The organism is Phormidesmis sp. 146-33 (assembly GCF_052939515.1).
In genome coordinates, this window is sequence record NZ_JBJPHU010000001.1 from 161,861 (window position 1) to 175,661 (window position 13,801).

Genomic DNA, 13,801 nt, shown 5'->3' on the forward strand with positions numbered 1-13,801 from the left:
CGATATTTAGAGGCTTTCAATCAGGCCTGCTGTGAACTGTTCTCGATCAAGCGACCTGCGTCAAAGGGCACTCCTCTTGTAAGACTTGTGTCAGCAGTTGATGAATTTGCAGGTTGGTCTGGTCAAGGTGAAAGCGATCGCCCGCCTGGATTTGGGCGTGATCAGCAATGGCGATCGCTCCCTGCCAGTCTTGCCGAATCTGCTGGATCAGGTCTGCGAGTTGGGCAGCGTCTCCTGGGGTGACTAGCCAGCCGTTGATTCCGTGAGTGACTAATTCTAATGCGCCGCCTGCTTTGGCTGCGATCGTCGGTTTTCCACAGAGCATCGCTTCGACAATGACTCGCCCAAAGGGTTCGGCTGCTGTTGAGGTGTGAGCGATCAGATCACAGGCTTGCATCAGCGGTACCACATTGGATTGAAATCCTAAAAACCGGACGCGATCGTTTAGTCCCCATTCCTCAACCTGATGGTGAAGCTGTTTGACATAAGCTTGCTCTCCAAACAGGGCATCTCCCACAAAAATGGCGGTGACATCGGGGCACCGAGTGAGCGCCTCTAGCAAAACATGCTGCCCTTTCCACGGAGAGAGACGGCTAAAGTGACCGATGACAAAGCGATTTTCTAATCCCAACTCTGCGCGAAGAGAAGAATCTTCACCTCGATACTGCTCTGGCCGAAATCCGTTGTAGACGACTTGCGTGATTTCTGACCGGCCGCCTGCTGCGATAAAGGCTGATCGACTGGCTTGAGAGTTGGCGATGACCAGCGTTGATCGGTTAGCCAGAGTTACCGCCAGCCGCAGATTTGTCGGGCTAAAGTGTTCGGTTGAGAGAATGTCGTGTAGATGATAAACCAGCGATCGCCGAGTGATCAAGCTGACCAACGCTCCGACTACGAGCGCTTTTGGCGTATTGGCGTAAATCAGATCGTAGTGGCGGCTGACCTGGGCGACTTCTACGATCAGGGGAATCATCTGCCCCAGACTCCTCAACCCTGTGCGCCAACCACTGTCTTTGCGAACTTGTATAGGCTCGCGACCCAACACCTGGACGGGGATCTGATTTTCTTGAAGCAAGTCTTTAAAGGGGCCATCTTCAAGCAAACCGACGAGACACTGCGTTTGAAGCGATTGGGCAATGTCTAACAGACAGAGTTCTGCGCCCCCGGATTTGCCACTTTGATCCAAAAATAAGATTTTCACGGGATAGCCAGATGAGTTTTCAGGCTATTCAATCTTGAGTTAGAAAATTATTTATCTAACTAACGGCTGATTCTAGCCAATCGTAGATGCGATCGAGCTGCTCCAATGTCACCAGTCCGTATTGCCAGAGAATCATCGGCAACGGGCCGTTATTTTGCTCACGGTGGCGCAGTGCAAAGGCGATCGACGAGTCAGAAATCGCCAATTCTTCTCGCAAAAAGCGAATAAATTTAAGGTGAGTTGCAGGTGCCATTTTTCTCTCATCTCCTGAGTGAGTCCCATTGTGGACAAACATTGCGTTTAATGAACACCCACAGGTAGCCACTCTTTGATCTGGACTATTTACGCAAATCGACCCACACTCACACCTCGTCACGATCGCGCTCAATCAAGGCTCAGAGATGATCCCCGATATAGATTGCTTGGGGATCAAGAATAGACCCTTCTCTGATGTGAGTCCTCTATCTTGAGAGTGATTCGGCTTCAGGGCGGCTGCTCAAAGTATCAAATATGACGTGCGAAATCCTCTAAATTTCAGTATCCATCATTCCGCTCCATTAAAAAATATCTGCACGAAAAATTTATACGAGACAGAAATTTTTGAAGGGAGCGAGACGACTAATGCGGTACGATTTTTAAGGCTTTTTGGAGTCCGATTTGAGAAACTGAACGGGAAGCCGATCGCCCACCTTTAAACCCAGCGCTTTCGATCGTCCGCCGCTCACCTCAATGACCTGATCAACCACTTCATCTCCTGAGCCATACACAGGACAGGGGTCAGACTTGCAGGGAGGCACATCAACCGCGATCGCTTTGACAACCCCTTGACGCACAAAGATCATATCTAAACTGATCAGCGTATTTTTCATCCAAAATTGCACCGGGCGAGGCGGATTAAAGGGAAACAACATGCCGCGATCGTCTCTCAAGCTGGTGCGACCCATTAATCCAGTCGCTTGCTCTTGAGGGGTATTGGCGACTTCTAGCTGAATCTTCTTTCCGGCAACGTCAGCGATCGCTGTAATGGGTAAGTCTTGAGCCATCGCCGCCTGCACAATCGGGACATCGGAAGCCTGAGTTGAAGTGTCCGCCGTCGAGAGAGCGCAACCCATCAGCACTACACTTAACCCAAGTCCCATCACGCTGGTTTGAACAAAATTCCGCTTTCCCATTCTCTCGCCTCAAGCTTCACGCAACACATAGCCAACCCCGCGCACGGTTTGAATCAGCCGCTTCTCGCCTTCGTCTTCAATTTTTAGACGTAGATAGCGAATGTAAACCTCAATCACATTGGACTCGCCCACAAAATCGTATCCCCAAACATTTTCCAAAATTTGCTCACGAGTCAGAACTTCGCGGGGGTGCTCCATCAGATACTTGAGTAACTCAAACTCCTTCATCGTCAGGTCGATCGCCCGTCCATTTCTTAAAGCCTGACGAGTTGAAAGATCCAAAATCAGATCTCCAAATCTCAACTGCTCATTGCCAGGGGTTTCAGGTTGTAGATAAAGCTTGACGAGCTTGAGAAAATCATCGCTGCGATAGGGCTTGAGAAAATAATCGTCGGCTCCCGCTTCTAGGCAAGCTACCCGATCTTCAACGCTATCTTTTGCCATCATCAACAGCACCGGAATCCGCGCTCCCGTATTGCGAAGATGACTGCAAAAGGTCAGTCCTGAGTCTCCACTGAGCAGTCGATCGACCACAATCAAAGCCGGGTGCCGTTCTGTCGCATGACGCAAACCACTGGGAGAATCGTGGGCAACGATCGTGTCATAGCCCGATTCTTGCAGATCTAGACTGACACTTTGGGCCAGCGCTTCATCCGTTTCGATGATCAGCACGCAGGGGTTGAGTTCGAGAGTGGTACTCATAAGAGAATGCCTGGGGGACAGAGGATTTTCTATACTGAAATGTATCTTTAGTGAGGTTCCCCATTGTTTTAGCACGTCTCGAAGCGATTTGAATTTTGAGTTTCGCGCCTGGCCCTGATGGTGGGCAAAGTTCTGCACAGCCTTCTCGATTTTTTCTCAAGTCGGTTTAGCAACGTGTGGCAACCCCCAGCCGAGCTTGTCACGCAGCGCATGAAAAAATTCTGGCGGACGCAGACGCACAAATCGAGCCGGATAGTCTGATCGCTCCACCCGCACACAATCATCCGACAACACATAACAACCCGCATTACCGTCCGCCGTCAGCACCAACCGATTGGGAGTCGCCGGAAAAATCGTCACAGGCTCGCTATTGGCAAACACCAGCGCGCGAGATGCCAGAGAGTGTGGGCAAATCGGCACCAAAATCAGTACAGGAACCCCCGGCTTTACGACTGGGCCACCCGCCGAAAGCGAATAGGCAGTCGATCCGGTCGGAGTCGCCAAAATCAGCCCATCGGCAGCAATGTCAACCGGGGTATGTCGCCCGATCGCCACTTCAAAATGACACATACTGGTCAGCGGTTCTCGATGCAGCACGACTTCGTTCAAACAAAGCGCTTCCCAAAGTGAGACCTCATCTCGGAGAATTTGCACTTTGAGCATGGTGCGTTCCTCGATCTCGTAGTCGCCAGAGAGCACCGCCTCGATCGCTTCTGACATCTTATCAAGCAAAATCTCAGTGAGAAACCCCATGTGTCCTGTGTTGACGGCCAATAGCGGAATGCCACTTGGTGCGACTTGACGAAATGCCGAGAGAACGGTTCCGTCGCCGCCCAGCACGATCGCGAAGCTCATTTCTGGATCAAACCCTGGCGGTGAAATGGTGTCGATCGGCGTATGACAGACTGGACTCGAAGGATTGGAATAGCCCAAAATTCCCCCACTTCCGGTGGCCACAATAACTTCCCACCCGCGCAAATTTAGCTTGTCTTTTAGTGCAGCCGCAGCTTGACAAGCGATGGGTTTGTCGTCGTTGTAAATGATGCCAGCCTTGGGCACAAAAAAAGTCCGTATCTAATTAATCGGGTATTTCGGAATATAACATTCCAATTCAGCAATCTGTTCTGGACAATGAGCTTTGAATTAGAGACAACTCAAAAACTCATTGCTCAAACCTTAAAACTTTGGATAAGTTCTCCCGTCTTTGGCGACTTTCTTTTTCTTATTTTTCGCTTTTTCCTGGGCGTATTCCACTTCCTTCAGCTTTTTGAGGATGCGTCCAAAATAGTCCTGCATGTAGGCTTCCAGAGTCGTCATTTCTGACTGCTCCAGCCCAAAGGTTTTGTAGACATCCCCCATTGAGGCATCGAGGGACTTTCCGGTGGCCACGACTTCGGTAAAGGCAAGTCGATCGGCAATATTCCAAGTCCATTGAAAGAATCGCGCAAATCGACGAATGGCCCGCAGCAAGCCGATCGGCATCGTGGAGACTCTCGCTTCTTTACCAGACAACCGTTCGCACAGCCGAATGATTTCATAAGCGCCCCAAGCACGAGCGCCCACAACGGGAAAAGATTTTTGCTCAGTCTCAGGCACTTTGAGCGCTTGAACGGCAAATTTGGCGACATCTTGCGTATCCATATAAGCGATCGGCGACGTGTCTCCCATCACCCAGACTGCTTGACTTTCGAGAATCGGGATGGCGTATTGACCAATCAAACCCTGCAAAAAGCCACAAGGTCGCAAAATCGTGTAGTTTAGCCCTGACTCAATCAGAAGTTTTTCTGTACAAGCTTTAATATCCATCAACGGTACGTCCGGAAATTTTTCCGCGTCCAGGATGGAGAAGAAAATGTAGCGATCGATGCCTGCGGTCTTGGCAGATTGAATCAAGTTGACCTTACCGTTCCAATCCACCTGTCTGATGCTGAGAGAGTCGGTGGCTCGTGCGGTAGCAGCATCGACGATCGCGCTTACGCCCTCCAAGGCCGCGGGTAGGGTATCAGGCTTACACAGATCACCCGTGACTAACTCCGCGCCCCATTCCTTTAAGAAAGCCGCTTTTTTGAGACTACGAACGAGACAGCGCACTTCGTAACCCTCATCTAGAGCGCGACGAGTCACCTGTCTTCCCAAGGTACCAGTGGCACCCACAATTAATAAGGTCATGAGGAGTTCGTGACGAATTGTTAACTTTTTGTCAAATCTTATCAGAAATTATCGTCAAAATTGGTTTTTTCCCAAAGCAGATTAGATTCTCAGGTAAGTGTTTACAATCCTACCCGATCTGTTGCAGGGTCACTCGCTGAATCCAAAGCCGCTGAGTCCAAAGCCGCTCTGCTCTAAGTTGTTTCGAGGTCAATTACGCTACCCTGGAATAGGACTAAGTTGTTGAGCGATTTGGGTTGAATGTTATGTCGAATCTCAACTCCCTTTCGATGGGTGCGCCTGACAAAGACCAACCAAAGGCGACAGAAAGGTTGAATTGTGAAGTCCAGCACCCGGTAGATCTGAGCCATGTTCGCCAACTCAATCGCAGCATTGTCAGTGTCGAAAAAGCCCAGCGAATGGCAGAGTTTTTTGCGCTGTTGGGAGATGCCAATCGGTTGAGAATTCTCTCAGCGCTGGCAACTCATGAGCTTTGCGTGTGTGATCTGGCAACGGCTGTCAAAATGAGTGAGTCTGCCGTGTCTCACCAACTTCGGGCCCTGCGATCGATGCGTCTGGTCGGCTACCGCAAGCAAGGGCGCAACGTTTTTTACTACCTCAAAGACAGCCATGTGTTTAATCTGTATCGAGAAGTCGCCGAGCATCTAGATGAAGAAGACTGAAGGCTAGAATGTCCAGATTCTTCAGTCCCCTATTGGCTACTCTTCGCCGCCTTGAATTTTGAGCAGTAAAAAGCCCAGGCTCAGACCGACTAAAATTAGCGTAAATGCGAAGAAAGCCGTTGTAAAAATTTCTCCAGCCATGAATTCAATTCTCCTAAATTGATGGGGACGGGACGATTGTCACCGGGAAGACTTTACTCTTGTCAAATGAGTATGGTTACCTAGTAATATCTAAATCCCTACAAAAGTATTGTAAACCAGTTGAGTAGTGCCTTCTCAGGAATAAAGGTCGTCTTTGCGCCACGCTGTCGAAGGTGAGAATAGACATTTTCCTGGGGCTTGTTTTTTAGTTTCTAATTTTTTATGGTTCTGAAACGCTCTCGTCTGGTAATCCCGGTTGGCGACCCTGCTGGAATTGGTGCTGAAGTTGTGTTAAAGGCGCTGGCCGACGATACGGTTGCCCAAAAAGCGTCTGTCACGATCGTGGGCACCCGGTCTCAACTTCAAAAAACCTACGATCGCCTTCATTCTGTTTGTTTGCTGGCGCATCCCGATCGCTTAAATGTGTTGGAGGTGCCGCTAACAGCAGCATTAGAGTCGCAAATTATCCCAGGCGAGGGTAATGCGGCCAGTGGCGAAGCGAGCTTTCAATATTTAGAAACGGCGATCACTCAAACCTTGGCAGGCAACTTTGAGGGAATTGTCACCGCGCCGATCGCCAAATCTGCCTGGAAAGCGGCCGGACACTTTTACCCAGGGCAAACCGAACTGCTGGCAGAGCGGGCTGGTGTAACTCGATTTGGCATGTTGTTTGTCGCTCGATCGCCTCACACTGGTTGGATGTTGAGAACCCTGTTAGCGACGACTCACATTCCTCTACGCCAGGTGGCCGACGCACTGACTCCAGAGTTGTTGACCCTCAAACTAGAATTACTGATCGACTGCTTGCAGCGAGATTTTGGCCTCAACCGTCCGAAAATCGCGATCGCGGGCCTGAATCCGCACAGTGGAGAACAGGGACAACTCGGTCGCGAAGAACAGGATTGGATGGTAACGTGGTTAGAAGAAATGTGTGTTCGCTTTCCCAACACTCAGCTAGATGGCTTAATTCCGCCGGATACGCTCTGGGTGAAGCCGGGACAATGTTGGTATGGCAGTCAGGGAATGGCTCACGATGGCTACTTGGCGCTCTACCATGACCAGGGCTTAATTCCGGTGAAGCTGATGGCATTTGATCGAGCCGTAAATACGTCGATCGGGCTGCCCTTTATTCGGACTTCTCCTGACCACGGAACGGCCTTCGACATCGCAGGGCGAGGAGTTGCAGAGGCGACTAGTTTGAAAGCGGCGATCGATCTAGCGATCGAACTATCAGAACATCAACTTGCGGCCTCATCGGTTTGCTAGACAAACTTGCACTATTACAAACTTTTACAATGTGATCCAGACCACAAACCTGACTCACTTTGAATTTTGGGGCGAACCAGGAATGGAAACAATGTCAAGCCTTGCTGACAAAAGCAACACTTCTTAATATAATTCCTAAAGGAGTAGCCTGAGAATAGAAAACATTCAGTATATCTGACTACAAAGCTGTTTTCTTCGAGGCACGAACAAAATGCTTTTTGCAAAATCTTTTAATTCTTAACGCGCACAATTTTAAGGACTCCCAGGAGGGTGACATGATTCAGACAATCCAATACTCCCTGACCATGATTCAAGACGAAGTACGTCAACTGGTCGAAAAGGGAGTGGTGAATCGTCAGCAACCGATTTATACACTCTGCAAGCATATTCCTGCCCGCGAATGGGTCTGCATTGAGTGTGAGCTAGAAAAGTGTGATTTTTTGCTGCGCGATCGCATTGGTGACTTGATGGGCAGCGAGCTTTGGGATAACGATTAAACGGGCTGTGTGGGGAAGTTTTCAGTTCTGAGTTTTGCAGCCCCATCGATCCAAAGCTCTGAAACAGGCTCAAAGCTTGCCCACAAACACTCGCTCTGCTGGCCCGGTCATGTAGAGGCGGTCATTGACTGCCCATTCGATGTCTAAGCATCCACCGGGCAGTTCGATTGTTACTCGGCGATCGCAGCGTTTGTTAAGCACTCCAGCAACCAGGGACGCACAAGCCCCTGTGCCACAGGCCAGCGTGATTCCAGCGCCTCTTTCCCACACGCGCATCTTAAGATAGTCCGATCGCACCACTTCAATAAATTCGGTGTTTGTCCGTTGTGGAAACGCTGGATGATGCTCAAATTTTGGGCCAATTTGCTCTAAAGGAATTTCTGCTACATCGTCTACAAAAGTGATGCAGTGCGGATTGCCCATGCTCACACAAGTAACGCGCCAAGTTTGACCTGCGACTTCTAAGGGTTGATCGATTGCAGTTTGGTCAGGGGCGACGATCGTGGTGGGGATTTCTGCGGCCAAAAGGTGAGGCACTCCCATATCCACGGTCACTTGACCGTTGGCTTCTAGCTTGGGTGTCATCACGCCTGCCAGCGTCTGAATGCGATATTCTGCGCGGGCGGTTCCGTGGTCTGAGGTTTCCAAATCTGCTAAAAATTGGCCCAGACAGCGAATTCCATTGCCGCACATTTCTGGTTCTGAACCGTCAGAGTTAAAAATTCTCATGCTGTAATCGGTGCCATCCTGCCCCGGAAGCGCAAAAATCACGCCGTCTGCTCCGATTCCGAAGTGGCGATCGCACAGCTCAACCGCCTGTTTTGGAGTCAAGCAAGGCTCTGATGAACTGCGATTATCAATCAGAATAAAGTCATTCCCCAAACCGTGATACTTAGTGAATTCAACATTCATGATTCGCGACTCCGAAGGATGTGTAGAGTTGAGATTGCGGAACTATAGAAAAAGTTTTGAGATCCAAATTTTGAATCTGCGGCTGCAAGCTGCTTCAATTCAAAACTCACGACTCTAAGCTGTTTGTCATTTGCCAGAGGAAGAAAACATGTCTACTGAACTAGAAACCGGGCTACCCAGCATTCGTCAGGTGCAGACGATCATCCGTGAGGAAAAAGAAGTCGAGATGAAACTCGTTACGGGCGATCTGCTCACCGGAAAAGTTCGCTGGCAAGACCCACATTGTATCTGTGTGCTGGATCAATACGATCAGCCGATTATCGTTTGGCGGCAGGCGATCGTGTACGTCAAACCCAAGCTCTGAAGCCTGCTCACCTCTGTATAGCGCAAAGCGTCAAGACTCCACCTGCTTTTCTAGAAGCCCGCCATTGGTTTCAGCCCCCATCTCTGAGAGTAGGGAAGGTTGTAGTTTGGGCGCGATCGCCTCTCTTGCCTGAATCAGCGCATGAAAACTGCCGCACAAGAGAAGTCGATCGCCCTCTTGCAACGCCACCTCATCTTCTGGGGATCGCAAAAACTTGCCTTCTCGCCGCACTGCCTGAATGCGAATGCCGTACTGTTGTAGCGGATCAATTTGGGCGATCGTTTTGCCCACCATCATGCTGTCTCCGGGCATCTGAATCCATTGGCAAGAGGCATTGGGCGCAGGAACGGCCGCTTCCCCTTTGGCCAGTTCATCAAAAGCAGCGACTTCATTCGGTTCTCCAACAATCAAGAGGCGATCGCCCTGTTCCAAAGTGGTCAATGAGTCAGGGTAGTCAAGTTCGGCTCCACCTGCCCGACGAATGGCCACTAGAGAAACGCCTGTGAGGTGACGGATATCGGTTTCTTCGATCGTCATCCCCAATAGCGGCGACGCTTCCGGCAATGAGTACCATTTGCTATTCATTTCGCCTGTGGCGGCTTTTAGATCGCGAGAAATTTCATAAGAAGGACGCTCTGGACGCAGTTCCAAATAGTGAGAATTACGAACTTTCTGCACGTCTTTCTGCACCGTCAACAGAGACACGCCGCTTCCGTTAAGCAGATGAGCCAACAGTTCTAAACTGGCTTCAAACTCAGGCTGTACAACTTCTCGCGCACCCAATTGATAAAGCAGTTCGATGTCTTTATCTTTGTTGGCACGGACGACAATATCTAGATCAGGAGCTACTTCTAGCGATCGCTTCAAACAAAGGCGCGTACTCATTGGATCAGGAAGGGCGATCGCCATACCCTTGGCCTGAGCCACGCCTGCTTTTTCCAACACATGCAGACTGGCCGCGTTGCCGTAAATGTAAGGCAGTCCCGCTTCTCGCACTTGTTGAATTCGGCTCTCAGACTGGTCGATTACCAGAACGGGATAATTGCGATCTTGGAGCAGCCGCACAATGTTTCGCCCGATTTGTCCATAACCGCAGACCACAATATGGTTTTGAGTCGGCAGATCATCCGCAACACCCAAAGGTACGTCAGTTTGTTCGAGATAGCGCTGCATCCAGGGTAGTGACTCAGCCCAATCAAAAAGCTTTGGCACCGATCGCAACACAAAAGGAGTCAAAACCAATGTGACAGCCGTCGTTCCTAAAATCAGCAGGTAAACCCGGCGAGAAACTAGTCCCAGCGATTGACCTTCACTAGCCAGCACAAAAGAGAATTCCCCAATCTGAGCCAGCCCCAATCCTGTGATCAAAGCCGTCTTGAGCGGATAGCGAAACAGCCGAACCAGAGGCGTAATGATGATGAACTTGCCAATAAAAACCAGAGCCACCAACCCCAAAATCAGTTCCAAATTATTCCAGAGGAAGCCGGGATCGATGAGCATTCCGATCGACGCAAAAAATAGAGATGCAAAGATATCTCTCAACGGCTCGACATAGGTCAGCGTCTGGTCGGCGTATTCTGCCTCAGAAATCATCAACCCAGCGACAAAGGCCCCCATCTCGATCGAGAGTCCCAAATGCTCAGTTAGCAGGGCAATTCCCAGACAAATCGCCACCACTCCTAGCAAAAATAATTCACGACTCTCTGTTTTTGCCAGCAGCCTCAAAAGTGGAGGAATGACCCAAATGCCAGCGGCCACCGCGCCCAGCGCAAAAAGTCCTGTTTGCAGAAGGGCCCAACCGACCGCCAGACTGATTTCTTCGGCGGGTTTATCTAGCGCAGGCAGCACCGCCAACATCAGACCCAGTGCCAGATCTTGCACGACTAAAATTCCCAGCATCACCTGTCCATGAGGCGTGCCCGTTTCATTACGCTCCATCAAGCACTTGAGAACCACAGCGGTCGAAGAGAGCGACAAAATCCCTCCCAAGAAAACGCCCTGAGCCGGAGAAGCGACCCACCCCATGCCGATCGAGACTAGAGTCGTCACCACGATCGTCAGCGCAATCTGTAGCCCACCGCCGCCTAAACTGATATTTTTAACTTTTCTTAACTCTGAGAAAGAAAACTCCACTCCCAGGGCAAACAGCAGAAAGGCCACTCCAAACTGCGCCAGTGTTTCTACCTGAATCAGTTCTTTGATGAGTCCTAACCCTGTTGGGCCAACGACCATCCCTGCTAGCAAGTAGCCTAACAAAACAGGTTGTTTGAGCAGGGCAGCCAGCAAACCTCCTGCTGCGGCAGCAGCCAAAACAGAAACGAGATCGACAATCAGTCTGAAGTCTTCTTGCACGAGCGTCCTAAATATTAGAAAAAATATTACAGTCTATAAACTTTAGAATACTAAGTTTTCATAATCTAGGGAACAGGCGCACTCTCCTTTCTCTAGAGTTGTCTTATTCTGGATGAATTCTCTGGCTCGTAAAGTGAAACCATTTATGAAATTTGATGCATAATTTGCACGCGCTGTCTTCAGAATGCGTCAAGCCGTTCGCGTGAATAATTCGCGTGAATAAACTGATTGATTAGGATAAATTGTGATCGCAGTCCATTAGTCTGCCTTTCTCAAGAGTCTGCCCTTCTCAAGGCGCGAGACGTGCTAGATCGTTCACACTTGTCAAGCTTCTGTTCGATCGCCTAATCTGCATTTATCGAATCGAGAAATTGCATAATTCATGACTGATCAATCAGATCCGCATGTTGCTAGATGCAGAATCTGGGGCAAAATGATTCCGGGGTTAGTCCATTCAAACGCTGTTTGGAGTTTTTAAGAGGCGCTATGAGCATTGAAAAGATCGTTGAACAAGCCCTACAGGATGGCTATTTGACACCAGCAATGGAAGCAGAAGTAGGGCGTATCTGCGACACAGCCTTAGAGCTTTCGATCGAAGAATACATGGCTTTAGACCGTTTGATGGGTGCACTGCTGACAGGCGAGGTGGTGGCAGTCCCGCGCAAACAGTTTATTAATGTGATGGAAGAATTGGTGTTGACGGAGGCGATCGCACGAGTAGCGGAGATCGAGGCAACCAGCGATCGCACTTTAGATCTGGGGGATATTGCCGCCTATGCGCTCAACCGCCTTCCCCCGCTTTACGCCACGACCGAAGAAGGGGCAACTTATCAGCGTCAAACTGCCAAAGAAGAGCTACAGGGCGTGATTTCTCAACGAGTTGGAGAAGCGATCGCCAAAAACCTCGATCAGCCCGAATTCTTTCCAGAGCGTCAGGCGATCGGGAAGAGTTCTAAGGATGAAATCTTGACTCAGGTCAGCGCTTTACTTCAGGCATATGCGCCCAGTTTTGAAGCAGAGCCTCGCTAGAGTCAATTGACACCGCGACCTCAAAGCGACCTCGAAAGTGAAACAGACCATCATCCCTTTCAGATTTTGATCTAGCAAAAATTAAGGTTTCACGGTGACAGGAGTTCCGATCGAGACTTGGCGATACAGATTGCCGACATCGGAATTTCTCATTCTGACGCAGCCGTGCGAGACGGCCTGACCGAGTAGCTCTTCTTCGTCAGTGCCGTGAAACCCAATCAACAAGTCCTCTTCAGTACTAAAGCCAATCCACCACTTTCCTAGCGGATTCTTTTCGCCAGGCGGAACTGTCTGCCCTGTGATCGGATGCTGCCAAACTGGATTGCGATACATCTGAAAAACTTTAAAGGAGCCAGTCGGCGTTTCCCAGCCAGCCTGCCCGATCGCCACAAAGTATTTGGCTTTTAGCTGATTGCCTCTGTAGAGATAAACGCGGCGATCGCTCAGATCAACCACGACTCTAGCGTTAGAAGTTGGCACTATTGGAGACGGCTCCGGACTTGGCGATGCTAACTCGACTCTGGGGAGAGAAATTTTTGGAAACTGCTGCCACTGCGCCCCAACGATTAAAGCGCCTGTTCCGACACAGAGAAACATGAACGTTCTTGATAGGGATGTGTTTTGGATCTTTGCCGCCATCTTGGAGAAATGTCTTTCTTCCTAAAATACTTTATCAACTTGATCTCTGTAAAAATGCGGTCAACTTTTTCGGACTGCGATCGTATTCTGTGAGTATTCCTCCGGAAGCAATCACGCCACGGATGAAGTTCAAAATGTAACCCTTTAGGGGGAATAAATTTCCATCAGTTTGATTGAGCCTTCTCAAAATTTCTTATATACAAAGGTACATTTCCGCAGTTTCTATTTTCGTCTTTTACTTTCTAAGTTCGATCAATTTAGACAAAACAGGGCACTTTATTTTGACAGCTGACTCACCCGTGTTTAAAGAGTCTGTCAACTGCTCTCCATAGTAAGTATTTGAATCTACAATTCAGTCGGTAAGACAGTTTCCAGGTGTTGTGAGGTGAGGTTTCTATGTTCAACAAATTATTTTTGGCAGTCACAATCACATTCTCGCTGAACTATTTTTTAGGGATTTCTTCAGCTTCCCTTCAAGAAACAAAAGTTCCTCTGGAGTTGCAGATTGCTCAAACACAGGTCACAACTCTGTTAGCAAGTGTTGATTGGAGCAAGTAGCTAGAACGATTTTATTTCGCTCCAATGTTCTACCGCCAAACAAAGTCACTGAACGGCTCACTCCTTGGAGGGAGAAAAACTTTGTTCCCGGTGCAAGATATGCTGGTAGAACAACCACAAGGATTAGGAAACTTTTA

At 49.4% G+C, this 13,801-nt stretch carries 16 protein-coding genes; 6 read left to right on the plus strand and 10 right to left on the minus strand.

Translation table 11 applies throughout. The features are described from left to right. Positions 1-46: 46 nt before the first annotated feature. The 6 genes from ACJ2PR_RS00750 to ACJ2PR_RS00775 all read right to left on the minus strand — a co-directional run bounded on the left by ACJ2PR_RS00750 (position 47) and on the right by ACJ2PR_RS00775 (position 5,244). A complete protein-coding gene (locus ACJ2PR_RS00750) occupies positions 47-1,201 on the minus strand; it encodes a glycosyltransferase (protein WP_446875563.1) in 1,155 nt (384 codons plus the stop codon). 55 nt (positions 1,202-1,256) lie between these two features. Further along, a complete protein-coding gene (locus ACJ2PR_RS00755) occupies positions 1,257-1,454 on the minus strand; it encodes a DUF2949 domain-containing protein (RefSeq protein WP_446858801.1) in 198 nt (65 codons plus the stop codon). Between the two features lie 382 nt (positions 1,455-1,836). Continuing rightward, positions 1,837-2,373, minus strand: coding sequence for a DUF192 domain-containing protein (locus ACJ2PR_RS00760; RefSeq protein WP_446875564.1), 537 nt, complete (start codon positions 2,371-2,373; stop codon positions 1,837-1,839). A gap of 9 nt (positions 2,374-2,382) precedes the next feature. Continuing rightward, positions 2,383-3,075 (minus strand): response regulator transcription factor NblR, encoded by a 693-nt coding sequence (gene nblR, locus ACJ2PR_RS00765; RefSeq protein ID WP_446858803.1) that lies wholly within the window; start codon positions 3,073-3,075, stop codon positions 2,383-2,385. A 156-nt stretch (positions 3,076-3,231) separates the two neighbouring features. After that, positions 3,232-4,134, minus strand: a complete 903-nt coding sequence (locus ACJ2PR_RS00770) for an NAD(+) kinase (RefSeq protein ID WP_446866263.1) — start codon at positions 4,132-4,134, stop codon at positions 3,232-3,234. A gap of 117 nt (positions 4,135-4,251) precedes the next feature. Beyond that, positions 4,252-5,244 (minus strand): SDR family oxidoreductase, encoded by a 993-nt coding sequence (locus ACJ2PR_RS00775; protein WP_446875565.1) that lies wholly within the window; start codon positions 5,242-5,244, stop codon positions 4,252-4,254. Between the two features lie 245 nt (positions 5,245-5,489). Between ACJ2PR_RS00775 and ACJ2PR_RS00780 the strand changes: the two genes are divergently transcribed. Then, positions 5,490-5,906 carry an ArsR/SmtB family transcription factor gene (locus ACJ2PR_RS00780; RefSeq protein WP_446858806.1) on the plus strand — a complete coding sequence of 139 codons (417 nt, stop codon included), beginning with the start codon at positions 5,490-5,492 and terminating at the stop codon, positions 5,904-5,906. Positions 5,907-5,942: 36 nt separating this feature from the next. On the opposite strand, the gene petM is transcribed toward ACJ2PR_RS00780, so the two are convergent. Continuing rightward, a complete protein-coding gene (gene petM, locus ACJ2PR_RS00785) occupies positions 5,943-6,047 on the minus strand; it encodes a cytochrome b6-f complex subunit PetM (protein ID WP_446858807.1) in 105 nt (34 codons plus the stop codon). Positions 6,048-6,269: 222 nt separating this feature from the next. Between petM and pdxA the strand changes: the two genes are divergently transcribed. Continuing rightward, positions 6,270-7,313 (plus strand): 4-hydroxythreonine-4-phosphate dehydrogenase PdxA, encoded by a 1,044-nt coding sequence (pdxA, locus tag ACJ2PR_RS00790; RefSeq protein ID WP_446875566.1) that lies wholly within the window; start codon positions 6,270-6,272, stop codon positions 7,311-7,313. Between the two features lie 275 nt (positions 7,314-7,588). Next, positions 7,589-7,810: a DUF4327 family protein gene (locus tag ACJ2PR_RS00795; protein WP_446858809.1), complete on the plus strand. Its 222-nt coding sequence runs from the start codon at positions 7,589-7,591 to the stop codon at positions 7,808-7,810. A gap of 69 nt (positions 7,811-7,879) precedes the next feature. Here ACJ2PR_RS00795 and dapF read toward each other — a convergent pair whose 3' ends face one another. Continuing rightward, on the minus strand, positions 7,880-8,722 hold the full coding sequence (gene dapF, locus ACJ2PR_RS00800) for a diaminopimelate epimerase (protein ID WP_446875567.1): 843 nt from the start codon (positions 8,720-8,722) through the stop codon (positions 7,880-7,882). Between the two features lie 148 nt (positions 8,723-8,870). Between dapF and ACJ2PR_RS00805 the strand changes: the two genes are divergently transcribed. After that, entirely contained in the window at positions 8,871-9,086 is a 216-nt protein-coding gene (locus ACJ2PR_RS00805; RefSeq protein ID WP_446858811.1) for an Hfq-related RNA-binding protein, read from the plus strand. Positions 9,087-9,116: 30 nt separating this feature from the next. Here ACJ2PR_RS00805 and ACJ2PR_RS00810 read toward each other — a convergent pair whose 3' ends face one another. Continuing rightward, complete coding sequence (locus ACJ2PR_RS00810) at positions 9,117-11,438, minus strand: cation:proton antiporter domain-containing protein (RefSeq protein ID WP_446875568.1); 2,322 nt, start codon at positions 11,436-11,438, stop codon at positions 9,117-9,119. 486 nt (positions 11,439-11,924) lie between these two features. On the opposite strand from ACJ2PR_RS00810, the gene ACJ2PR_RS00815 reads away from it, so the two are divergent. Next, the gene (locus ACJ2PR_RS00815) at positions 11,925-12,467 is read left to right on the plus strand and encodes a late competence development ComFB family protein (RefSeq protein ID WP_446858813.1); all 543 of its coding nucleotides are present in this window, start codon (positions 11,925-11,927) and stop codon (positions 12,465-12,467) included. An 81-nt stretch (positions 12,468-12,548) separates the two neighbouring features. Here the strand turns inward: ACJ2PR_RS00815 and ACJ2PR_RS00820 are convergent, their stop codons facing one another. Continuing rightward, positions 12,549-13,064 (minus strand): L,D-transpeptidase, encoded by a 516-nt coding sequence (locus ACJ2PR_RS00820; RefSeq protein WP_446875569.1) that lies wholly within the window; start codon positions 13,062-13,064, stop codon positions 12,549-12,551. A gap of 438 nt (positions 13,065-13,502) precedes the next feature. Between ACJ2PR_RS00820 and ACJ2PR_RS00825 the strand changes: the two genes are divergently transcribed. Further along, positions 13,503-13,664, plus strand: coding sequence for a hypothetical protein (locus ACJ2PR_RS00825; protein WP_446875570.1), 162 nt, complete (start codon positions 13,503-13,505; stop codon positions 13,662-13,664). The last annotated feature ends 137 nt before the right edge of the window (positions 13,665-13,801 follow it).